At 60.0% G+C, this 22,195-nt stretch carries 25 protein-coding genes; 5 read left to right on the forward strand and 20 right to left on the reverse strand.

All coding sequences use genetic code 11. From position 1 onward, the window contains the following. Positions 1–12: 12 nt before the first annotated feature. From KJY40_RS26015 to KJY40_RS26040, 6 genes are read right to left on the reverse strand one after another with little or no spacing between them, the layout of a single operon-like run. Entirely contained in the window at positions 13–414 is a 402-nt protein-coding gene (locus KJY40_RS26015; protein ID WP_039771691.1) for a type IV pilin protein, read from the reverse strand. A 15-nt stretch (positions 415–429) separates the two neighbouring features. Then, positions 430–3,522, reverse strand: coding sequence for a pilus assembly protein (locus tag KJY40_RS26020; protein WP_230733591.1), 3,093 nt, complete (start codon positions 3,520–3,522; stop codon positions 430–432). Further along, on the reverse strand, positions 3,509–3,988 hold the full coding sequence (locus KJY40_RS26025) for a pilus assembly PilX family protein (RefSeq protein ID WP_230733594.1): 480 nt from the start codon (positions 3,986–3,988) through the stop codon (positions 3,509–3,511). The genes KJY40_RS26020 and KJY40_RS26025 overlap by 14 nt, the downstream gene beginning before the upstream one ends. Before the next feature lie 10 nt (positions 3,989–3,998). Next, complete coding sequence (locus KJY40_RS26030) at positions 3,999–4,712, reverse strand: PilW family protein (RefSeq protein ID WP_230733596.1); 714 nt, start codon at positions 4,710–4,712, stop codon at positions 3,999–4,001. Beyond that, positions 4,709–5,158 carry a type IV pilus modification protein PilV gene (gene pilV, locus KJY40_RS26035; RefSeq protein WP_011336000.1) on the reverse strand — a complete coding sequence of 150 codons (450 nt, stop codon included), beginning with the start codon at positions 5,156–5,158 and terminating at the stop codon, positions 4,709–4,711. The genes KJY40_RS26030 and pilV overlap by 4 nt, the downstream gene beginning before the upstream one ends. After that, on the reverse strand, positions 5,155–5,628 hold the full coding sequence (locus KJY40_RS26040; protein ID WP_230733598.1) for a GspH/FimT family pseudopilin: 474 nt from the start codon (positions 5,626–5,628) through the stop codon (positions 5,155–5,157). Before KJY40_RS26040 ends, pilV begins: the two co-directional genes overlap by 4 nt. 127 nt (positions 5,629–5,755) lie before the next feature. On the opposite strand from KJY40_RS26040, the gene KJY40_RS26045 reads away from it, so the two are divergent. Further along, positions 5,756–6,310 (forward strand): GspH/FimT family pseudopilin, encoded by a 555-nt coding sequence (locus KJY40_RS26045; RefSeq protein ID WP_230733600.1) that lies wholly within the window; start codon positions 5,756–5,758, stop codon positions 6,308–6,310. Here KJY40_RS26045 and ispH read toward each other — a convergent pair. The 6 genes from ispH to murJ form a co-directional block, all read right to left on the reverse strand. Continuing rightward, a complete protein-coding gene (ispH, locus tag KJY40_RS26050) occupies positions 6,282–7,226 on the reverse strand; it encodes a 4-hydroxy-3-methylbut-2-enyl diphosphate reductase (RefSeq protein WP_007959549.1) in 945 nt (314 codons plus the stop codon). The two genes, KJY40_RS26045 and ispH, sit on opposite strands and share 29 nt — an antisense overlap. Before the next feature lie 154 nt (positions 7,227–7,380). Beyond that, on the reverse strand, positions 7,381–7,818 hold the full coding sequence (gene fkpB / locus KJY40_RS26055; RefSeq protein ID WP_170928297.1) for an FKBP-type peptidyl-prolyl cis-trans isomerase: 438 nt from the start codon (positions 7,816–7,818) through the stop codon (positions 7,381–7,383). 7 nt (positions 7,819–7,825) lie between these two features. After that, positions 7,826–8,338, reverse strand: coding sequence for a signal peptidase II (gene lspA / locus KJY40_RS26060; RefSeq protein WP_007959539.1), 513 nt, complete (start codon positions 8,336–8,338; stop codon positions 7,826–7,828). After that, positions 8,331–11,162 (reverse strand): isoleucine--tRNA ligase, encoded by a 2,832-nt coding sequence (gene ileS, locus KJY40_RS26065; RefSeq protein ID WP_230733602.1) that lies wholly within the window; start codon positions 11,160–11,162, stop codon positions 8,331–8,333. The genes lspA and ileS overlap by 8 nt, the downstream gene beginning before the upstream one ends. A gap of 13 nt (positions 11,163–11,175) precedes the next feature. After that, positions 11,176–12,114 carry a bifunctional riboflavin kinase/FAD synthetase gene (gene ribF, locus KJY40_RS26070; protein WP_007959537.1) on the reverse strand — a complete coding sequence of 313 codons (939 nt, stop codon included), beginning with the start codon at positions 12,112–12,114 and terminating at the stop codon, positions 11,176–11,178. Between the two features lie 129 nt (positions 12,115–12,243). Then, a complete protein-coding gene (murJ, locus tag KJY40_RS26075; protein ID WP_074691489.1) occupies positions 12,244–13,782 on the reverse strand; it encodes a murein biosynthesis integral membrane protein MurJ in 1,539 nt (512 codons plus the stop codon). A 252-nt stretch (positions 13,783–14,034) separates the two neighbouring features. Here murJ and rpsT point away from each other — a divergent pair, with 252 nt between their 5' ends. Then, on the forward strand, positions 14,035–14,307 hold the full coding sequence (gene rpsT / locus KJY40_RS26080) for a 30S ribosomal protein S20 (RefSeq protein WP_003228351.1): 273 nt from the start codon (positions 14,035–14,037) through the stop codon (positions 14,305–14,307). 112 nt (positions 14,308–14,419) lie between these two features. On the opposite strand, the gene KJY40_RS26085 is transcribed toward rpsT, so the two are convergent. The 5 genes from KJY40_RS26085 to rplU all read right to left on the reverse strand — a co-directional run bounded on the left by KJY40_RS26085 (position 14,420) and on the right by rplU (position 18,172). Next, positions 14,420–14,884 carry a CreA family protein gene (locus KJY40_RS26085; protein WP_230733604.1) on the reverse strand — a complete coding sequence of 155 codons (465 nt, stop codon included), beginning with the start codon at positions 14,882–14,884 and terminating at the stop codon, positions 14,420–14,422. A 10-nt stretch (positions 14,885–14,894) separates the two neighbouring features. After that, complete coding sequence (gene proB, locus KJY40_RS26090) at positions 14,895–16,013, reverse strand: glutamate 5-kinase (RefSeq protein ID WP_230737767.1); 1,119 nt, start codon at positions 16,011–16,013, stop codon at positions 14,895–14,897. A 137-nt stretch (positions 16,014–16,150) separates the two neighbouring features. Then, positions 16,151–17,374 (reverse strand): Obg family GTPase CgtA, encoded by a 1,224-nt coding sequence (gene cgtA / locus KJY40_RS26095; RefSeq protein WP_230733606.1) that lies wholly within the window; start codon positions 17,372–17,374, stop codon positions 16,151–16,153. Between the two features lie 193 nt (positions 17,375–17,567). Continuing rightward, positions 17,568–17,825, reverse strand: coding sequence for a 50S ribosomal protein L27 (gene rpmA, locus KJY40_RS26100; RefSeq protein ID WP_003228360.1), 258 nt, complete (start codon positions 17,823–17,825; stop codon positions 17,568–17,570). Between the two features lie 35 nt (positions 17,826–17,860). Further along, positions 17,861–18,172: a 50S ribosomal protein L21 gene (gene rplU / locus KJY40_RS26105; RefSeq protein ID WP_003228361.1), complete on the reverse strand. Its 312-nt coding sequence runs from the start codon at positions 18,170–18,172 to the stop codon at positions 17,861–17,863. A gap of 241 nt (positions 18,173–18,413) precedes the next feature. Here rplU and KJY40_RS26110 point away from each other — a divergent pair, with 241 nt between their 5' ends. The 3 genes from KJY40_RS26110 to KJY40_RS26120 all read left to right on the forward strand — a co-directional run bounded on the left by KJY40_RS26110 (position 18,414) and on the right by KJY40_RS26120 (position 20,313). Continuing rightward, entirely contained in the window at positions 18,414–19,382 is a 969-nt protein-coding gene (locus tag KJY40_RS26110) for a polyprenyl synthetase family protein (protein WP_007950962.1), read from the forward strand. 124 nt (positions 19,383–19,506) lie between these two features. Then, complete coding sequence (locus KJY40_RS26115; RefSeq protein WP_007950963.1) at positions 19,507–19,848, forward strand: zinc ribbon domain-containing protein YjdM; 342 nt, start codon at positions 19,507–19,509, stop codon at positions 19,846–19,848. A 207-nt stretch (positions 19,849–20,055) separates the two neighbouring features. Beyond that, positions 20,056–20,313 (forward strand): PA4570 family protein, encoded by a 258-nt coding sequence (locus tag KJY40_RS26120; protein ID WP_007950964.1) that lies wholly within the window; start codon positions 20,056–20,058, stop codon positions 20,311–20,313. A gap of 49 nt (positions 20,314–20,362) precedes the next feature. On the opposite strand, the gene KJY40_RS26125 is transcribed toward KJY40_RS26120, so the two are convergent. The 3 genes from KJY40_RS26125 to KJY40_RS26135 all read right to left on the reverse strand — a co-directional run bounded on the left by KJY40_RS26125 (position 20,363) and on the right by KJY40_RS26135 (position 22,037). Then, positions 20,363–20,980 (reverse strand): FKBP-type peptidyl-prolyl cis-trans isomerase, encoded by a 618-nt coding sequence (locus KJY40_RS26125; protein ID WP_007950965.1) that lies wholly within the window; start codon positions 20,978–20,980, stop codon positions 20,363–20,365. Positions 20,981–21,107: 127 nt separating this feature from the next. Further along, positions 21,108–21,413 carry a DUF6482 family protein gene (locus KJY40_RS26130; protein WP_074691490.1) on the reverse strand — a complete coding sequence of 102 codons (306 nt, stop codon included), beginning with the start codon at positions 21,411–21,413 and terminating at the stop codon, positions 21,108–21,110. Between the two features lie 135 nt (positions 21,414–21,548). After that, positions 21,549–22,037 (reverse strand): TIGR00645 family protein, encoded by a 489-nt coding sequence (locus tag KJY40_RS26135; RefSeq protein ID WP_007950967.1) that lies wholly within the window; start codon positions 22,035–22,037, stop codon positions 21,549–21,551. Positions 22,038–22,195: the final 158 nt, after the last annotated feature.

A 22,195-nucleotide genomic window follows, 5' to 3' on the forward strand; every position in this document is an offset into this window, starting at 1 on the left:
AAATAAAGCGGCTCAGCGGCCCCAGCAATCCTTGGTGGTCAGCCCGGTGGTCGCGTTGTTCATGCTTCTGACACCGGTGTTGGTGAGAGTGAAATCCCCGCACTTGTCAGTGGCCATCGCCGTGCCGGTCTTGCGGGTCGCCGTCAGCAGGAAGGTCTGATCGGTGATCGTCGGCGTGATGGTGTAGAAATCGTTGCCGGTGCTCAACCCGGTGACACCGGTGTAGACGTTGTTCTTCGAATAGAAGCGCTCGAGGATCTGTGCCTGTTCCGACAAATTGCTGACCACGTCGGCGCGGCGGCCCTTCTTCACGTATTCGGTGAGGCTCGGATAGCCGATGGTGATGACGATACCGATGATCGCAATCACGATCATGATTTCGATCAGGGTGAAACCTCGGTTGGATCTGCGCATGCCTTGAACTCTCACTTACTGTATTTGTCGCCACATTATGCGACGGCTGCCGCCGCCGCCCTTTTCCACCAGGGTGGTGATGTTGCCACTGGACTCAGTCACAGGTTTGCCCGTCCCGGCGTTGATGATGGCGTTCAAGGTCGGAATGCCGCCGGTGAATATCACACCGCTGGAGATCGTGTCGCTGCTGTTGACCACGCCATCAGCGTTAGTGTCGAGCACCGCGTAGTTGAGCATCTTACCGCTGAACGCATCGAGTTCGACCAGTTTGCCGGTGCCAAAACTCGCACAGGGGTCAGTGGTGTCGACACTGGCCGTGGTAAACACGATGCGTCCGAGTACGATGCTGGCCTGATTGATCACCCGCTCGCCCGTGAGCACGTTGTTATACACCAGCGGTAGATACCAGCCCTTCTCCGCCGGATACGTCGTGTCGTTCTGGGTGGTGGTCAGGAACTGCCCGGAACTGCCAGAGAAAGATCCGGTAATTGCCTGGGCCTGCAAACTGCTGACAGTCAGCTGACCCGAACCACCCTCGGCATCCCACACCGAATAGAACGACTGCAAATCCTTGTTGGTCTTGTCGGCGGTTTCGTTGAATTTGCCGGTGCCGACGAAAATCTGTTTGCCGCCCAGAGCGTTGTCCGCCAGCAGCGGTTGCGCGGTGATCGGCTGAGTCGCCCCACCCGCCGTGGTGAACAACGGCTTGCCGGAAAACGCAACACCCCAGCTATCACTCGACGTGGCGCTCAGGTCGAACTTCCACAACCTTCCCTTCAAGTCACCGCCGTACGCGGCCTGCACAACGTTCTGCGAATTGACCCGCAGCTTCACCGAGGACAAACCGTTGGTGGTTTCCGTACTGTCGATGACGACTTTCTTGATCAGCGAGCCATCGCGCACATCCAGCACATACAGCGCCGCCACCCCGGAGTTGCTACCGTAACCATTGGCAATGAACGCCGCCCAGCGACCATCGGCCAAGCGTGCCACTTCCGGACGGGCATAGGCGTAACCCAGATCATTAAAAGCGTTGGAAGTGCTGGCGGTGGCCGGCGCACTGACTTCCCACAAGGCACGAATGACGTTGCCCGCCGAAGCGTCAAACAGCTGGAGCCCATAGAAAGTCTTGCCGCCGGCGCCCGTACCGCCGATGGCCAGGGTTTTCCACGCCGTGCCGAACTGCGCGTCGAATACACCGAGCTGACCATCCACCAGAAACTTGTGGCTGACGCCGTTGACGTAGTTCGGATCGGCAATCAGGCGCAACGAGGGCAATACGCTGGACGGCATGTAGGCATAGCGCCGGGTACCGTTGGCCGAGTTGATGACGCTGACAAAACCGTCGTTGGCGTTCACCACCAGGCTGGCATTCATGTTCGCAGCCTTGGTGGTCAGGTAGCTGCTGTAGGTGGTGTCACCGGCCAGATCGGAGGCGGTTTTTTCCGTGGGCGAGGCCAGCACCAGCGGCGAGTTGATGATGTCTCCGAGCAACACGCTGCGCACTTTGAGCCCGGTCTTGTTGGTGCCCTTGCTCCATTCGACCAGGTCGATGCCGCTGATGCCGGTGGGTAAACCCTGGCTGAGAACCGTCTGCTGGGCCGGGGCGAAGTTGCCGTAGGCCAGCGTCACCGCCGCGTTGTTCAGTGTGTTCCACGACTGGTAGGTCGGCGCGGTGGCGCCGGGCACGATGGCTGTGTCGGTGGTCCACAGCACCGCCGACGTATTGACCGCCCCGGCGGAGGTAAAGCCAAACGACTTGATCGTGCCGCGCCAATCCTTCGGGTCGTAGGTGGTTTGGTAAAAACTGCTGCTACTGGTCAGCGTGGTGCTGCTGGTCACACCCGCACCGCCGGAACCCGCCTTGGAGGTGATATCGCTCAACGCCGAGGACAGCGCGGCATTCAGACCGGCGCTGTCGGTCGCCTGGTAGTAGCGGCCCTGCCCGTAATCAGCGGCGTCCGAAAGCATGTCGTTGGAAGCGGTGAAACCCACGGTGTAGGTATTCATGTACTGCCGGGGAAAATCCACCGCATTCCAGCTCTTGCCCGCCGCGTCAGTGCCGGTCGAACGCATGTCGATGTCGAAGGCGAACTTGGCGATATCGTCCAGGTACAGCGTATCGCCCTCGCCGTCCCCGTTCAGGTTGTTCCCGTCATTGTTGATGCCGTCCCAGTTCGGCAAGCGGCTGCCGCCCAGCGGGTCGTTGTTCGGAAAGGTGCGGTCGTAGGTCGGCAACCCGTCGGTGATGACCACCCCGTAGTTTTTCTGGCAGCGGTACTGGATCGGGCTGGTGTAAGTGCTCGGCGTGCTGTTGTAGTACGGCGCCATCCCGCGCATGTAGCGGGTGATTTCGTAATAGGTCTCGGCCAGAGGTGTGTTGGCCACCGCGCTCAGGCCGTTGATCGAAGAAATCAGTGCGTTGTAGTTGGTATCGGCCTGGGCCTGGGTCACGCTGCCGCTGACCGGTGACAGGTCGCTGATGGAGCGCGCAATGAAACCACCGTTGCCGGGGTTGTTGCTGGTGGCCGGGTTGAAGGTCGCCAGGCCCATGCGCAGGTTGCGGTTGCTGGTGACCAGTGCGGTGGAAACGTTGCGCGCCACGTTGATCCGGTAATCGTTGGGAATCGCCCCGGTGGTGAAGTCGCGCGTGCCGTTGTTGATCGCCAGCCCGACCACGTAGGAAATGTAATCCGCCGAATAGCGAGTGTTGCCGCTGCCCACCGGATCCGGCAGCTTCAGACAGAGCGGCGTCAGGCTGTTGTTGTAGAAGGCATAGGCGCCGCCGGAGCAGCCGGAGGTCGGCAGGCTCGAGAGAAAGATCGTATCGCCAGTGATTGCGGTCGAGCTCAGACACAGCCCAATGACCGCGTTGCACTGACGGGCCGCCGTGCGATCCACGGTCGGATCAAAACCTGCCGCATAGATGATGCTGTTCATGCTGCCCGAATCGTCGATCAGCAACATGACGTTGGGTGGCACCGCCGCCGCGCTTAGCAGCGGCGAGTCGGACGGTGTGAAGGCATATGCCGGAGCGGTCAGATACAAGCTCAGTAAAATGCCGCTCAGCAACGAACGCCAGGCAGATATGTGCTCAGTACTTCGCATAGACACTCTCCACCACACTGCGCGAAGTGCCGGCGATGCCGACGGCCGTGACCCGATACAACGTCGCCGAGGTATTGCTCGGCACGTTCACCGCCGTCAGGGTCGTGCCGATGTTCTGCACCCCGTAGAACCCGCTGCCCGCGGCAATCCAGGTCACGCCCGACGTGGAGTTCAGCCCCGCCGCGCTGACCACCGAGGATTCGGCCGGCGGCGCACATTGAGTGGTACTGGCGCACACCGCCAGCGCGTAGCCGTCCAGTTGCACTGCACTTTCACCGATGCGCAGCGCCGCCTCGGCAGTCTGGAACGATTGATTGCGCAGGCTCACGCTGCCGGCCATTTTTTCCTGCAGGTTGGCGCTCTGCATCGATGACAGGCCGATCACCGTCAGAAGCAACAGAAACACCAGGCTGACCAGCAACACCATACCGCCCTGGGACCGTCGCCGATGGAAAGAAACGTTCATCGTTCGTCCCTCACTGCAAGCGGTTGCGCAAGGCGGCAACCACGTTGAAGGTTTGATTGCGGACCCGATTGTTCGGATCAGTGAGGGTCAGGCTCAGGCGCACGCTGCGGATCCGCGCCGGATCACTGGGGTTGGCACTGTAGGTGGACGCCGCGACATCGGTCGCGGAACTCGCCAGACCGAACATCACAGTGAACGCACTGACGTTGTTCACCAGCACTTGCTGGGCCGGATTACCGCTGCCGGTACCCATCAGAATCTGGTTGTTGCTGAAGCTGTAGATCAGCCGACGGATCGGAAACGCGATTTGTCCCGTCGCCGCAGCTCGGGCGCCGGTATAAGCGGTGGCGCTGTTGCGGCAGTCGGAGACCACGGTCCAGGTCGGCGTCCCGCCTGCACTGCCGACATCGGCGCTGACCAGGGTCAGCTTGAGATTGGCGTTGTCCCAGCTGATCGGCGCGATCTGGGCCGCAGTGAAATCCCCCGCCGAGCTGGAATCGGTAATCGTGCCCAGGCAACCGAACATGCCCACCATGCGCAGTTCCTGAATCATCTTGCTCAGCACGAACCGCGCATCTTCCTGCATGGCGGCGGCACTGTTCTGGCTGACGTAGGTATTTTTCGCCGCGAGGAAGATCTGCACCACGCCGAGCACCACGATCAGCCCCAGCGCCAGGGCGACCAGCATTTCGATCAGGCCAAAGCCCAGGTTTTGGCGCTTCATGGCGTGGCCACCGGATCGACCGCTGCGCGGCTGGTCAGGACAAAACTGCGGGGCGCACTTGTCGTATTGGCGGCGCGCGCGTCACTCCAGGTGATGGTGATGGTGTACACGCGCTGATTGAGGGTGATGCTGCCGGTGGCGGTCGGGCCGCCGAAATTGACGATGTTGGTGGTGAAGTCGTAGAGATCCTGATCCCGGGCGACACTCAGGTTGCCCGTGGTTGGCGGAGTGACGGTGTAGTCGGCGCCCGAGTTGGCGCGGATCCGGTCCATCATGTCGTAGGCGATGAAACTCGCCTGGCTGGTCATCCGCGAGCTGTCGGTGTACTTCAGCGCATTGAGCTGAACCGCCGCCGCGCCCAGCAACCCGACCGTCAGAATCAACAACGCGACCAGCACTTCGATCAGCGTCATGCCCTCCTGTGCGTGCTTGCTCCCTGCCCTCATCCGCAACTTCCACCCAATTGAATTCTTCCGTTCAGACACACGTTCAGCGTCCTGCTTTGCGTTCCCAGCGTGTAACTGATGACCACCGCCGTCGACGGCGCCGCCAGCCCGCCCAGATTGTTGAAATCCAGTGCGGTCACTCCAGAGGGTAGCGTCAGAGTTGCGCCGCTGCTCATCGCTGGAACAACCCGCAATACATTGGCCGGAGTGACAGTACTGTCGTAGACCGACAGTTCGCCGGTCCAGACACTGCCGCCGGCGCTCGGCCGCAAGCGGGTGGTGACGCCCCGGTTGATCGCCTCGAGCCTTGCGTAATTAAGGGCGCGTTGCAGGTCGCCGACCTCGGTGTCGGCCTTGCTGCCCTGCACCGAACGGGTGAATGCCGGCACCGCCATCGTGATGAGGATCACAAACACCGCGACCGCCACCAACAGCTCGATCAGCGTGAAACCTTTTGTACGATGATCCATCGATGCCCTCCGTTGCCGTCGGCTATACCTGTACAAACCTAGAACATTCGACCGGCATGCGCCGGTTGATTTACCGCGAACGGCGCACGGATTGCGCCACTGTGCACAATCCAGGGAGGACGCGCACATGCCGCAACAGGGTTTCAGTCTGGTCGAACTGCTTATGGGACTGGCGATCGGCGCAATTGTTCTGTCGCTGGTCAGTCCGGCGCTGGCGGACTTCACCGAATCAAACCGGCGGCAGCAGGCCGCGCAGTCTTTGCTCGACGGGATTCGCAATGCCCGGACCATGGCCATCACGCGCAACCAGAGCGTGGTGATTCATGGCATCAACGGTGATTGGGGCCAGGGCTGGCGGATCATTCTGGATATCAGCGGAAAGGGACCGGGGGATGCCGATAATCCATTGCTGATCGAGCAGGCGAGTGACGGACGGATACCGATTGTCGGCAACTGGCTGGTGAGCCGCTACATACGCTTCAGCAGCCTGGGCCAGCCACTGGTGCCGGACCGGAAGTTTCAGGCGGGGACGTTACATCTATGCTCGGCTCGCGAACCGGTCAGCCAGCTCCAGGTGGTGCTGGCGGCGACTGGTCGCGTACGCCTGGCCAGCCAAAAGGCTGAACAGGCGTTGTGCCGAAAGGATAAAGCGATCAGATCGAGCGAACGCGCAGCTCTTTAGGCATCGAGAACGTGATGTTCTCCTCACGCCCGGCCAGTTCGTCGGCGCCGGTGGCACCCCAGGCCTGCAACTGCTGGATCACGCCACGCACCAGGACTTCCGGAGCGGAGGCGCCGGCGGTGATGCCGATACGCTCGACACCATCGAACCAGCTTTTTTGCAGGTCTTCGGCGCCATCGATCAGATAGGCCGGCGTGGCCATGCGTTCGGCCAGCTCACGCAGGCGGTTGGAGTTGGAGCTGTTCGGGCTGCCCACCACCAACACCACGTCGCATTCGTCGGCCAATTGCTTGACCGCGTCCTGACGGTTTTGTGTGGCGTAGCAGATATCGTCCTTGCGCGGCCCGCCAATGGCCGGGAAACGCGTACGCAGTGCGTCGATGACACGGCTGGTGTCATCCATCGACAGCGTGGTCTGGGTGACGAAAGCCAGTTTGTCCGGGTTATGTACCTGCAACTCGGCGACATCCTTCTCGTCTTCGACGAGGTAGATCGCGCCGCCATTGCTGGCGTCGTACTGGCCCATGGTGCCTTCGACTTCCGGGTGACCGGCGTGGCCGATCAGGATGCACTCGCGACCGTCACGGCTGTATTTCGCGACTTCGATGTGCACCTTGGTCACCAGCGGGCAGGTGGCGTCGAACACTTTCAGGCCACGGCCGGCGGCTTCGGTGCGCACGGCTTGCGAGACGCCGTGGGCACTGAAGATCACGATGACGTCGTCCGGCACCTGATCCAGTTCTTCGACGAAGATCGCGCCACGACTGCGCAGGTCCTCGACCACGAACTTGTTGTGCACCACTTCGTGACGCACATAAATCGGCGGCCCGAAGACCTCCAGGGCGCGGTTGACGATTTCGATCGCCCGGTCCACGCCGGCGCAGAAGCCACGGGGGTTGGCGAGTTTGATTTGCATGCGGTGCCTCGTGTCTTGCGCGCGAAAACAATGAATGACCAACTGTGGGAGCGGGCTTGCTCGCAAAAGCGGTGTGTCAGACAACATCAACGTTGAATGTCAGTCAGCATTCGCGAGCAAGCCCGTTCCCACATTTTTGACCGCGTGCGGTCAGTTACAGCGCTTTGACGGAAAAGATTTCCACGTCAAAGGTCAGCGTCTTGCCAGCCAGCGGGTGGTTGAAGTCGACGGTCACTTGCGCGTCGTCGAACTCTTTCACCACACCCGGCAGCTCAGTATTGGCCGCATCGTTGAAGATCACCAGCAGACCCGGCGACAGTTCCATGTCCGCAAACTGCGAACGCGGGATGATCTGTACGTTTTGCGGGTTCGGCTGGCCGAATGCGTTTTCCGGCTCGACGGTCAGCGTACGCTTGTCGCCAGCCTTGAAACCGAACAGCGCGGCTTCGAAGCCCGGCAGCAGGTTGCCGTCACCGACCTTGAAGGTCGCAGGGGCTTTGTCGAAGGTGCTGTCGACCGTGTCGCCGTTCTCCAGGCGCAATGCAAAGTGCAAGGTGACTTCCGTGTTCTGGCCGATGCGTTGCTCAGCCAATACCTGTTCAGTCATGAACGGTTTCTCCGGTTTTTTTACTTTTGAACATATCCAGTGCCAGCATCACCGCGCCAACGGTGATGGCGCTGTCGGCGAAGTTGAACGCCGGGAAGTACCAGCGGTTCTGCCAGTGCACCAGAATGAAGTCGATCACATGGCCCAGGGCAATGCGGTCATACAGATTGCCCAGCGCGCCGCCGAGAACCAGCGCCAGCGCGATGGCCAGCCAGGTTTCGTTGCGGCCCAGGCGCTTGAGCCAGACCACCAGCACCGCACTGACCGCAATCGCGATCAGCGCGAACAGCCAGCGCTGCCAGCCGGAGCTGTCGGCCAGGAAACTGAACGCAGCGCCAGTGTTGTAGGCCAGTGTCCAGCTGAAGTAATCAGGGATGATCACGATCTGCTGGAACATCTCGAGCTTGCCTTCGAAGTAGAACTTGCTGGCCTGGTCGATGACCAGAACCAGCAGGCTCAACCAGAGCCAGCTCAGCCGTCCGAAACGGCCAACGGCGTTAGGCATAGTGACGAACCTCGCCGGCACCATCGATGTTGTCCACGCAACGGCCGCAGATTTCCGGATGTTCCGGGTTCACGCCGACGTCTTCACGGCAGTGCCAGCAACGGGCGCATTTCGGGAAGGCGGATTTGACGATCTTCAGCTTCAGGCCGCTGACTTCGGTGGCCACCGCATCGGCCGGAGCCTGCACGAACGGCGCAACAGTGGCCGTCGAAGTGATCAGGACAAAGCGCAGCTCGTTGCTCAGCTTGGCCAGGTCGGCAGTCAGCGCGTCTTCGGCGAACAGCGTCACTTCGGCTTGCAGGTTGCCACCGACGGCCTTGGCCGCGCGCTGGATTTCCATCTCTTTGTTGACCGCCACCTTCACTTCCATGATGCGATCCCAGTACTCGCGACCCAGTTCGAAGCCTTCCGGCAATTCGGTCAGGCCTTCGTACCAGGTGTTGAGCATCACCGATTCGTTGCGCTCGCCCGGCAGGTATTGCCACAGTTCGTCGGCGGTGAACGCCAGGATCGGCGCGATCCAGCGCACCAGCGCTTCGGAGATGTGGAACAGCGCGGTCTGGCACGAACGACGAGCCTTGCTGTCGGCGCCGGTGGTGTATTGGCGATCCTTGATGATGTCCAGATAGAAACCACCCAGCTCCTGCACGCAGAAGTTGTGGATCTTCGAGTAGACGTTCCAGAAACGGTATTCACCGTAGTGCTCTTGCAGCTCGCGTTGCAGCAGCAGGGTGCGATCCACCGCCCAGCGATCCAGCGCCAGCATGTCTTCGGCCGGCAGCAGGTCGGTGGCCGGGTTGAAACCGGTCAGGTTGGAAAGCAGGAAGCGCGCGGTGTTGCGGATACGACGATAGGCGTCCGCGCTGCGCTGCAGGATCTGTTCGGACACGGCCATTTCGCCGGAGTAGTCGGTCGACGCGACCCACAGACGCATGATGTCGGCGCCCAGGGTGTCGTTGACTTTCTGTGGCGCGATCACGTTGCCCAGGGACTTGGACATCTTGCGGCCGGACTCGTCCACGGTGAAACCGTGGGTCAGCAGCTCGCGGTATGGCGCGTGGTTGTCGATGGCGCAACCGGTCAGCAGGGACGAGTGGAACCAGCCACGGTGCTGGTCCGAACCTTCCAGGTACAGGTCGGCGCGCGGGCCGGTCTCGTGGCCCATCGGGTGCGAACCGCGCAGAACGTGCCAGTGCGTGGTGCCCGAGTCGAACCAGACGTCGAGGGTGTCGCTGATCTTGTCGTACTGCGGCGCTTCATCACCCAGCAGTTCGGCAGCGTCGAGTTTGAACCAGGCTTCGATGCCTTCGACTTCGACGCGCTTGGCGACTTCTTCCATCAGCTCGACGGTGCGTGGGTGCAGTTCGCCGCTTTCCTTGTTCAGAAAGAACGGGATCGGCACGCCCCAGTTACGCTGACGGGAGATGCACCAGTCCGGACGGTTGGCGATCATCGAGTGCAGGCGCGCCTGGCCCCAGGCCGGAACAAACTTGGTGTCTTCGATGGCTTTGAGCGAGCGTACGCGCAGGGTGTCGCCGCTGACTGGCTCTTTATCCATGCCGATGAACCATTGCGCGGTGGCGCGGTAGATCAGCGGGGTCTTGTGGCGCCAGCAATGCATGTAGCTGTGTTCGATGACGGTGGTGTGCATCAGCGCACCGACTTCGGTCAGTTTTTCAACGATGGCCGGGTTGGCCTTCCAGATGAACTGGCCGCCGAAGAATTCCAGCGACGGCACGTAAACGCCGTTGCTCTGTACCGGGTTGAGGATGTCGTCGTTGACCATGCCGTATTTCTTGCAGGTCACGAAGTCGTCCACGCCGTAGGCCGGGGCGGAGTGAACCACGCCGGTGCCGGCGCCCAGTTCCACGTAGTCGGCCAGATACACCGGCGACAGACGGTCATAGAACGGGTGACGGAAATTGATCAGTTCCAGCGCCGAACCCGGTGCGGTCGCCAATACGGTGCCTTCGACGCCGTAACGGGTCAGGCAGGATTCGACCAGCTCTTCAGCCAGCACCAGCAGCTTGTCGCCGATGTCGACCAGCGCGTAGGTGAATTCCGGGTGAACGTTCAGCGCCTGGTTGGCCGGGATGGTCCACGGGGTTGTGGTCCAGATCACGATCGAGGCAGGTTTACCCAGCGACGGCAGACCGAACGCGGCAGCCAGTTTGGCCTCGTCAGCGATCGGGAAAGCGACGTCGATGGTCGAGGACTTCTTGTTCTCGTACTCGACTTCCGCCTCGGCCAGGGCCGAACCGCAATCGAAGCACCAGTTCACAGGCTTCAGGCCCTTGAACACGAAACCGCCCTTGACGATTTCGGCGAGGGCGCGGATTTCGCCGGCCTCGTTCTTGAAGTCCATGGTCTTGTACGGGTTGGCGAAGTCGCCCAGCACGCCGAGGCGGATGAACTCGGTCTTCTGCCCTTCGATCTGCTCGGTGGCGTAGGCACGGCACAGTTCGCGGGTCTTGTCCGCGCCCAGGTTCTTGCCGTGGGTCACTTCAACCTTGTGCTCGATCGGCAGGCCGTGGCAATCCCAGCCCGGGACATACGGCGCGTCGAAGCCCGACAGGGTCTTCGAGCGGATGATCATGTCCTTGAGAATCTTGTTCAGTGCGTGACCGATGTGGATCGTACCGTTGGCGTACGGAGGGCCGTCGTGCAGGACGAACTTCGGACGATCCTTGCCAATCTCGCGCAACTTTCCGTACAGGCCAATACTGTCCCAGCGCTGCAGGATCTGCGGTTCGCGCTGTGGCAGGCCGGCCTTCATTGGGAAGGCGGTGTCCGGAAGGTTTAGCGTGGCTTTATAGTCGGTCATTTAAGGCTCTTCATTAGCGATGGGCGCTAGGTGCGGCTAGTGCACGGGCGGCGGCGACATCCGCGCTGATCGCCGTTTTCAATGCCTCCAGGGAGGCGAAACGCTGCTCTTCACGCAGCTTCTGGTGGAAAACCACCGTCAAACGCCGGTCATACAGATCGCCGGCAAAATCTAAAAGATGGACTTCAAGGTGGGCCTTGCCATCACCTTGCACCGTGGGCCGAACGCCGATATTGGCGACGCCGGGCCAGGTCTTGCCGTCGATATCGACATCGACCAGGTAAACCCCGGTGAACGGCACGCGACGGCGCTTGAGTTGAATATTCGCCGTGGGCGTACCCAGTTGGCGGGCCAGTTTCTGGCCATGCAGCACGCGTCCGGCAATCCGGTACGGACGACCCAGCAGGCGTTCGGCCAACGCGAAATCGGCGGCGGCCAACGCGTTGCGCACCTGGGTGCTGCTGACACGAATGCCGTCCAGCTCGACGGTTTGCGCGGCTTCCACGGTAAAGCCGTGGACCTGCCCGGCCTGCAACAGGAAATCGAAATCGCCGAGGCGGTCGCAACCGAAGCGGAAATCGTCGCCGACTTCCAGATGCTGCACGCCGAGGCCATCGACCAGGATGGTATCGACGAACTCGCTGGCGCTGAGTTTGCTCAAGCGCTGGTTGAAAGCCAGACACAGGACCCGGTCAACACCTTCTGCGGCCAGCAGCTGCAGCTTGTCGCGCAACCGGGCCAGACGCGCCGGCGCGGTCTCCGGGGCAAAGAATTCCCGTGGCTGCGGCTCGAAAATCACCACGCAGCTGGGTACGCCCAACTCGAGCGCACGCTCACGCAGTCGGGCCAGGATGGCCTGGTGACCACGGTGAACACCGTCAAAGTTGCCAATAGTGGCGACGCAGCCCCGATGCTGGGGGCGCAGATTGTGGAGGCCTCGAACCAGCTGCATAACGCGCTTCTTGCTCATAAAGTGGCCGATTATAACCACACCCGACGGCCGACGACAGGCAACACCGTAACCCAAAGTGAACGAGCCGACAAAACTGCCGGCCCGCGCCCGTTTTTCAAGGGTGAAACCTCAGCTCAACGCCTTGCGATTGAAGTCACGCAGGCGGAAACCGAGCAGCAGCAGCATGCCGAAATAAGCGACCACGCCAGCAACCACCAACGCACCCAGGCGCAGGAAGCGCTCCAGCATGTGGCCCTGATCCCACGCGGGCATGAAATGCATGCCGATCAACAGCACCGCCGACATCACCGCCACCGCAACCAACAGCTTGAAACCAAACTTCAGCCAGCCTGGCTGTGGCTGATACATCTGCTGCTTGCGCAGTTGATAGAAAAGGAGCCCGGCATTCAGGCAGGCGCCCGCGCTGATCGCCAGGGCCAGACCCGCGTGCGCCAGCGGACCGATCAACACCAGGTTGAACAACTGTGTAACCACCAGGGTGAAGATTGCGATTTTTACCGGCGTACGGATGTTCTGTTGCGCATAAAAGCCCGGCGCCAGCACTTTGATCACGATAATCCCGAGCAGACCGACAGAATAGGCAATCAACGCCCGCTGCGTCATTTCCGCGTCAAACCCGCTGAACTGACCGTACTGGAACAGCGAGACCGTCAACGGTTCTGCCAGAATCCCCAGCGCCAGCGCACATGGCAGCACCAGCACGAAGCACAGGCGCAGGCCCCAGTCGAGAATCCGCGAATATTCGTGGCGATCCTTGCTGGCGTAGGTTTTGGCCAATGTCGGCAACAGGATCGTGCCCAGTGCCACACCGAGCACACCGGACGGCAGCTCCATCAGACGGTCGGCGTAGTACATCCACGACACCGAGCCCGCCACCAGGAACGAAGCAAAAATGGTGTTGATGATCAGGGAAATCTGACTGACCGAGACGCCGATGATCGCGGGCAACATCTGCTTCATCACCCGCCAGACGCCGGTATCTCGAAGATTCAGGCGCGGCAGCACCAGCATGCCGATCTTTTTCAGGTGCGGCAGCTGATAGAGCAACTGCGCCAGACCACCGACCAGCACCGCCCAGCCGAGAGCCATGACCGGCGGATCGAAATACGGCGTCAGGAACAACGAAAACACGATCATGCTGACGTTCAGCAGGGTTGGCACGAACGCCGGCACCGAAAAACGGTTCCAGGTATTGAGGATCGCCCCCGCCAGCGAAGACAGGGAGATCAGCAATATATAAGGGAAGGTCACTCGGAGCAGGTCGGAGGTCAGCTGGAATTTTTCCGGCGTATCGGTGAAACCCGGGGCCGTAGCCCAGATCACCCAGGGCGCGGCAATCATGCCCAGCGCGGTGACCAGCGCCAGTACCAGCGTCAGCAGACCGGAAACGTAAGCAATAAAGGTGCGGGTCGCCTCTTCGCCCTTCTGGCTTTTATATTCGGCCAGGATCGGCACAAAAGCCTGGGAAAACGCCCCCTCGGCGAAGATCCTGCGCAGCAGATTGGGCAGTTTGAAGGCGATGAAGAAGGCGTCGGTCGCCATTCCGGCGCCGAAGGTGCGGGCAATGAGCGTGTCGCGAACAAACCCGAGAATCCGGGAAAGCATCGTGATAGAGCTGACGGCGGCCAACGATTTGAGCAGATTCATTGAAGGAATGTGTGCCTGTCGATAAACAGCAGGCGAATAACGCGCCCACTTGTGCGATACTCCGCGCCGCAACAGCACAGAGCCAAAGCTCGCGAGTTTACAGGTCAAGCGCCGGAAATAAATATCCCGCCTCTTTATACCTACCACTTAGCGGAACGTCTCAAGCGCCCTTGACAAGACATCTCTTCATCGGCATGATTCGCGGCCTATTTTGTTTGCTATTTCCTAAAAAGTCTTTCGAGGAGCTCGACGGTGGCCAACTCACCTTCCGCCAAAAAACGTGCAAAACAGGCTGAGAAGCGTCGCAGCCACAACGCCAGCCTGCGTTCCATGGTTCGTACCTACATCAAGAATGTAGTTAAGGCCATCGACGCAAAAGACGCTGAAAAAGCTCAAGCTGCATACGTTCTGGCTGTGCCAGTTATCGACCGCATGGCCGATAAAGGCATCATCCACAAGAACAAGGCTGCTCGTCATAAGAGCCGTCTGAATGGCCACGTCAAGGCACTGAAAGAAGCTGCCTAAGCGACGTAGTCATTAAAAAGCCGACCTCAGGGTCGGTTTTTTATTGCCTGTGATTTACTGAAATCAAGGCAAAAAAAGAGGAACCAACCGGTTCCTCTTTTTTTACGCAAGATTAATGAGCCGACGCCCAAGGCAGAATCGGGATCGCCGTCACCGCATTCTGCGGACTACCCTCGATCAGACGATCGCTGTAGACCAGATACACCAGCGTATTGCGCTTCTTGTCGAGGAATCGCACCACCTGCATGGTCTTGAACACCAGCGAAGTGCGCTCTTTGAACACCTCTTCGCCATCCTTCAACTCACCCTTGAAGTTGATCGGCCCGACCTGACGACAGGCAATGGACGCCTCGGCACGATCCTCGGCCAGACCCAACCCACCCTTCACACCACCGGTCTTGGCGCGCGACAGATAGCAGGTCACACCCTCGACCTTTGGATCATCGAATGCCTCGACCACGATCCGGTCGTTCGGCCCGACAAACTTGAACACCGTCGACACCTGGCCGATTTCCTCGGCCGAGGCCAGCAATGGCAACACCATCAGCAAGCCCAACAATCCTTTTGCCATGCGCATAGCGTTTTCCTTACACCAGAATCAGGTTGTCACGGTGAACCAGTTCCGGCTCAGCCATGTAACCCAGCAAACCGACAATCGCATCCGACGACTGACCGATGATTTTTTGCGCCTCCAGCGCGCTGTAGTTGGCCAGGCCACGGGCGATCTCACGACCGTCCGGCGCCACGCAAACCACCATTTCGCCGCGACGGAAACTGCCCTGAACCAGTTTGACGCCGACCGGCAGCAGGCTTTTGTTGCCTTGGGACAATGCGGAAACCGCGCCATCATCCAGCACCAGCGTGCCACGGGTTTGCAGATGTCCGGCCAGCCACTGCTTGCGCGCTGCCAACATGCCGCGCTCAGGCGACAGCAGCGTACCGATGCGCTCGCCCGCCTTCAGACGATCGAGCACACGCTCCAGTCGCCCACCGACAATAATGGTGTGCGCACCGGAACGGGCCGCCAGCCGCGCCGCGCGCAGCTTGGTCTGCATACCGCCACGCCCCAGCGCACCGCCAGTGCCGCCCGCTACCGCATCCAGCGTCGGATCATCGGCGCGCGCTTCGTAAATCAGCTGGGCATCAGGGTTATTGCGCGGATCGGCGTCGAACATGCCGTCGCGATCCGTCAGGATCACCAGCAGATCGGCCTCGACCAGGTTGGCCACCAGCGCCGCGAGCGTGTCATTGTCGCCAAAACGGATTTCATCGGTGACCACGGTGTCGTTTTCGTTGATCACCGGGATGACTTTCAGCTCGACCAGCGCGCGCAAGGTGCTGCGAGCATTCAGGTAGCGCTTGCGGTCGGACAGGTCGTCGTGGGTCAGGAGAATCTGCGCAGTGTGCCGACCATGCTCGGCAAAGCTCGATTCCCAGGCCTGCACCAGACCCATCTGACCGATTGCTGCAGCGGCCTGGAGTTCGTGCATCGCACTGGGTCGCACGGTCCAACCCAGGCGACTCATGCCCGCCGCCACTGCCCCGGAGGACACCAGCACCAGCTCGACGCCGGCCTCATGCAAAGCCACCATCTGCTCGACCCAGACACCCATTGCCGCGCGATCCAGCCCCTTGCCATCCGCTGTCAGCAAAGCGCTGCCGATCTTCACGACCCAACGCTGCGCACCTGTCACCTTGCTCCGCATCATCTTCAACCTTAGCTTGAGGGCAGCGCGACCTGGCACTGCCCGTGACGTTATTCGTGGTTCTTCGTGACCAACAATCGATTTCCAGATACTAAAACGCCGCTCGATTGAGCGGCGCTTAAGTTTACTGCAACGAATCAGTCACGCACGTAAATGATTTCCGGACCGTCTTCGTCATCCACATCTTCTTCGTCCCAGTCATCGTCGCCAATGTCATGGACCGACTTCACGCCGCTGCGACGCAGGGCACGCTTGTCATCCAGCGCCTGCAACTGAGCGCGGGCTTCGTCTTCGATGCGCTGATCGAGATCAGCCAGTTCTTCCTTGTAGGCCGGGTCATTGGCCAGGCGATCGGCACGATCTTCGAGGTAACGCATGATGTCGCGCGTCAGGCGCTCGGTGCCTTCTTTGGCAATGGCCGAGATCACGTAGACCGGACCGGTCCACTCCAGACGCTCAACGATTTCCTTGACGCGTTCTTCGTGCTCTTCTTCGAGGATCTGGTCGCACTTGTTCAGCACCAGCCAGCGATCACGCTCGGCCAGCGAAGGGCTGAACTTGATCAGCTCGTTGACGATCACTTCAGCGGCGTCCGGTGCACTGCTTTCATCCAGCGGCGCCATGTCCACGAGGTGCAGCAGCAGACGGGTACGCGCCAGGTGCTTGAGGAAACGGATACCGAGACCCGCACCGTCGGAAGCACCTTCGATCAGACCCGGAATGTCGGCGATGACGAAGCTTTTCCAGCGATCGACACTGACCACACCCAGGTTTGGCACCAGGGTAGTAAAGGGGTAATCGGCAACTTTCGGCTTGGCGGCCGAAACCGAACGGATAAAGGTACTTTTACCGGCATTCGGCAGACCTAGCAGGCCAACGTCCGCCAGAACCTTCATTTCCAGTTTCAGGTCACGCTGCTCGCCCGGCTTGCCCGGCGTCGTCTGACGCGGCGCACGGTTGGTACTGGATTTGAAACGGGTATTGCCCAGACCGTGCCAGCCGCCCTGAACCACCATCAGTTTCTGACCGGCCTTGGTCAGGTCACCGATGACTTCCTGGGTGGCGGAGTCGATCACGGTGGTGCCGACCGGCACGCGCAGGATCAGGTCTTCACCCTTCTTGCCGGTGCAGTCGGTGCTGCCACCATTGGAGCCACGCTCGGCATCGAAGTGCCGGGTGTAACGGTAGTCCACCAGGGTGTTGAGGTTTTCGTCGGCCATCATGAAGATGGAACCGCCGTCACCGCCGTCACCGCCGTTCGGGCCACCGTTTTCAATGAATTTTTCCCGACGGAAACTCATGCAGCCATTGCCGCCGTCACCAGCCTTTACGCGGATCGATACTTCATCAACAAACTTCATAACCAACGCCTCTCGCCGTACGGACGAGCCGAAAAACAATCAAGACATAAGACTCTTGCAAAAATGAGCGCAGCGACCCCAATCCACGACCTGCATCGCACGCCGGCAGCCCATACAAACAGCTTTGCAAGAGACTCACCCCACAAACGAAAAAGCCCCGTCGCAAGACAGGGCTTCTCCAGCACTCTCGCAGTTAGGCTGCGACAACGCTCACGTAACGACGACCGAAGGCGCCTTTTACTTCAAACTTGATCACGCCTTCGATTTTCGCGAAGAGAGTGTGATCTTTACCCATGCCAACGCCGTAGCCAGCGTGGAATTGGGTGCCGCGCTGACGCACGATGATGTTGCCGGCCTTGATGACCTGGCCGCCATACATCTTCACGCCAAGGCGTTTGGCTTCTGAGTCGCGACCGTTACGGGTACTACCACCAGCTTTTTTGTGTGCCATGAGTTCAATTCTCCTAGTGAGGAATTAGGCTGTAATTAAGCCTGAATACCGGTGATTTTGATCTCGGTGAACCACTGGCGGTGGCCCATACGCTTCATGTGGTGCTTACGGCGACGGAACTTGATGATGCGGACTTTATCGTGACGACCTTGGGAGATCACTTCAGCCTTGACGGTTGCGCCAGCAACAACAGGTGCGCCGATGTTCACGTCGTCGCCGTTGGCGACCAACAGAACGCGGTCAAAAGTCACGGATTCGCCAGTAGCGACTTCCAGTTTTTCGATCTTCAGGTATTCACCTTCAGCGACCTTGTATTGCTTACCACCGGTAACGATTACTGCGTACATGGTATTTCTCCGATAATCCTGCTCACCCAGCTCTTTATAAGAAGAGGTATTGGCTGGCATGGCTGCATGGGGCTGGAACGGCCCAAGTGCAATTGCGTAAGGCAGGTGCTGCCCAGGAAGTTCAGGGTGCGCGATTGTACGCAAGCCTTCGAAGTCATGCAAGGGGCCGTCCATCGCGCCTTGACAGGCCCGGACGTGGGTCCTAGCATGCCGCGCAACCCTTCTGGAGCACCTGTCGCTGATGCAACCCCAAGCTTTCTACCGCGCGGTGGCGGACGATTTTAGCGCCGTCGACGGCATCATCAAGAAGCAGCTGACTTCCCGAGTGCCGCTGGTATCGAAAATCGGCGATTACATCACGTCGGCCGGCGGCAAACGCCTGCGTCCTTTACTGGTGCTGCTATGTGGCAAGGCTCTGGGTCGCGAAGGCGACGACATGCGCCTGCTGGCCGCTACCATCGAATTCCTGCACACCGCCACCCTGCTGCATGACGACGTGGTCGACATGTCCGGCATGCGCCGTGGCCGTTCGACCGCCAACGCCATGTGGGGCAACGCCCCGAGCGTACTGGTCGGCGACTTCCTGTACTCGCGCTCGTTCGAGATGATGGTCGAACTGGGCTCGATGCCGGTGATGAAGATCCTGTCCCAGGCCACGCGCATCATCGCCGAAGGCGAAGTGCTGCAGCTGTCCAAGGTTCGCGACGCCAGCACCACCGAAGAAACCTACATGGAAGTCATCCGCGGCAAGACCGCGATGCTTTTCGAAGCGTCGACCCACAGCGCCGCGGCGCTGGCCGGTGCCACCGCCGAGCAGAGCGAAGCCCTGCGCACTTTCGGCGATCACCTGGGCGTGGCGTTCCAGCTGGTCGACGACCTGCTCGACTACAAGGGCGACGCCGAAACCCTGGGCAAGAACGTCGGTGACGATCTGGCCGAAGGCAAGCCGACACTGCCGCTGATCTACACCATGCGCGAAGGCACGCCAGAGCAAGCTGCACTGGTACGTCAGGCGATCCAGAAAGGCGGGATCGAAGACCTGGAAAGCATCCGCATCGCCGTGGAAGCCTCCGGTTCGCTGGAGTACACCGCGCAACTGGCCCGCGATTACGTGGCCCGTGCGATCAAATGCCTCGACGCATTGCCAGCCAGCGAATACCGCGATGCACTGGTTGAACTGAGCGAATTCGCGGTCGCCCGCACGCACTGATCAACGCCGCATCATAAAAAACCGCAGCCTCCGTTGGAGCCTGCGGTTTTTTGTTGCCTGCCATCAGCGGCTAAAACCCTATACAATGTGCGACTTTTAGCGATCCACTCTCCAAGGAGCCTTAGTGAGCACGTTGCCACCCTGCCCGAAATGCAATTCCGAATACACCTACGAAGACGGCACCCAACTGGTGTGCCCGGAGTGTGCCCACGAGTGGTCTGCCGGCGGTGAAGCCGAAGTGGCATCCGACGACGCCGTGAAGAAAGACTCGGTCGGTAACGTCCTGCAGGACGGCGACACCATCACCGTGATCAAAGACCTGAAGGTCAAGGGCACCTCGCTGGTGGTCAAGGTCGGCACCAAGGTCAAGAACATCCGTCTGTGCGATGGCGATCACGACATCGACTGCAAGATCGACGGCATCGGCCCGATGAAACTCAAATCCGAGTTCGTCAGAAAAGTCTGAGTCTGCTGTCTTCCATCCCGCGCCCGCCGTGGGATGGAGCTTTACCCTCCCCCGCATTCCCCGGCAAATCCACGCGATAGCCAAACGCCAGCCGTTTTGACCTTACGCAATCTTTACCCGCAAAAAATCACAAACCGCCAATAGGCGCTTGCTATTTGACGAATAAGAATTATTCTCATTGAAACCCTTTCAATGGAGATGAGACCCATGACTTATTTGATCGACGCCTGGCTGGATCGCCCGCACCCATACCTCAGGATCCTGCATCGGGAAACCGGTGAAGTCTGTGCCGTACTGGAAGAAGAGGCCCTGCACGAATTGCAGGATCAAGGGGATCTGGACGTCAGCGGCCTGAGTTCCAGCGAGCCATTGGTGCTCAAGGAGCTGGTGCGCAATCTGTTCCTGTTCTGCTATGCCCGGGCCTTGCGCCCGACCAGTGAACTGCACAACAAGATCGAAGTATGAGAACGGCGGAGAAACCCTGCACAAGCCATGCTTGTGCAGGGTAACGGGATTACAGAACGTCGAGCAGCTCGACGTCGAACACCAGAACGCTGTGCGGCGGGATGCTGCCAACGCCTTGAGCGCCATAAGCCAGTTCGCTCGGCACGTACAGGCGCCATTTGCTGCCGGCATTCATCAGTTGCAGGGCTTCGGTCCAGCCAGCGATAACGCCGCCAACAGGGAATTCAGCCGGCTGGCCACGCTCGTAGGAGCTGTCGAACACAGTGCCGTCGATCAGCGTGCCGTGGTAGTGAGTACGCACGGTGTCTTCACGGGATGGCTTGGCGCCTTCACCTTGAGTCAGCACTTCGAACTGCAGGCCGGAAGCCAGGGTGGTGATGCCTTCTTTCTTGGCGTTTTCAGCCAGGAATGCCAGGCCTTCGCCAGCGGCGGCTTCAGCCTTGGCAGCGGCTTCGGCCTGCATGATCTCGCGGATCACCTTGAAGCTGGCGGACATGGCTTCCTGGCTTACACGGCTTTCCTTACCGGCGAATGCGTCGGTCAGGCCGGCCAGGATGGCGTCCAGGCTGACACCCGGTGGCGGGTTGTCGCGCAGCTGGTCACCCAGCTGACGGCCGATGCCGTAGCTGACGCGGGTTTCGTCGGTGGACAGATTTACTTCGGACATGACACTGCTCCGCTGTGCGGACGGCCTCAGGACCTGCCGTGCGTACACAGCGCGTCCCGGCGCGCCCGGAACCAAAAGGGCGAGCAGACTAGCACAGATGTTCCGGCATTGATCAGGCCCCGGGGGCCTACAGCGCGGATCGCCAGGCCAGCGGCACCTTCAGGCTTTCTTCGCCACTGGCACCAAGACCGCACATTTCATCATGCACCGAGGTGTGCACCAGGTTGAACGGCAGTACCGGCAAGTTATGCAGCACATCCCGGGCATGTTCAACCGAACGCAGCGTCAGCATTTTCCCCTGCGGATCGCTCAGCGGATACGCCGCACCATGCATCCGGGCCTCCAGCAGATAGATCCCGCCTTCCATGGAGATCAGGTTCAGTTCGTCGACCTTTCTGGCGACGGCAAACGCATTCAACTCTTGCAGGTTCATGAACGCACCTCACGCAGTGGCGAGCCTTGAGACCTACAGGGATAGGCCTCGGCCGATCAAAGCACAAGCCACAAACGACACCGCCCGTCTGTTTCGCAACAGACGGGCGGTTTTGTTACAGCAAGCGACAGCTCATCAGTGCTTGGTGAGCTTGTCCAGATAACCCATGGCGAACGCCGAGATCACGAAGGTCATGTGGATGATCACGTACCACATCAAGTGCTCGGGATCGACGTTCTTGGCATCCATGAAGATCCTCAGCAGGTGGATCGAGGAGATCGCCACGATCGACGCCGCCACTTTCATCTTCAGTGACGAAGAGTCCATGGTGCCCAGCCAGCTGAGCTTCTCTTTGCCTTCATCGATGTTCAGCTCGGACACGAAGTTTTCGTAGCCGGAAATCATCACCATCACCAGCAAGCCGCCGACCAGCGCCATGTCGATCAGCGACAGCAGCACCAGAATCAGCTCGGACTCGGCCATGGAGAAGACGTTGGGAATGACATGAAACACTTCCTGGAAGAATTTCAATGCCAGCGCCAGCAGCCCGAGGGACAGCCCGATGTAGATCGGCGCCAGCAGCCAGCGCGTGGCGTACATTGCATTTTCGATAAAGCGTTCCATTGACTCTCACACAAGAAGGGTTGAAATCGGCGGCGAGTATACCAGCCGCCCATGACAGCCAGAAACCGTCCGAAAATCCGCCACCTGCGTGTGTATGTCAAAGTTTTTCTGCTAGTGTCCAAACCATTGACAGCCCAGCGACAGTGGACAGGACGACT

Origin of the sequence: Pseudomonas fitomaticsae, from assembly GCF_021018765.1 — a bacterium.
In the GTDB taxonomy this organism is placed as follows: Bacteria; Pseudomonadota; Gammaproteobacteria; order Pseudomonadales; family Pseudomonadaceae; genus Aquipseudomonas; species Aquipseudomonas fitomaticsae.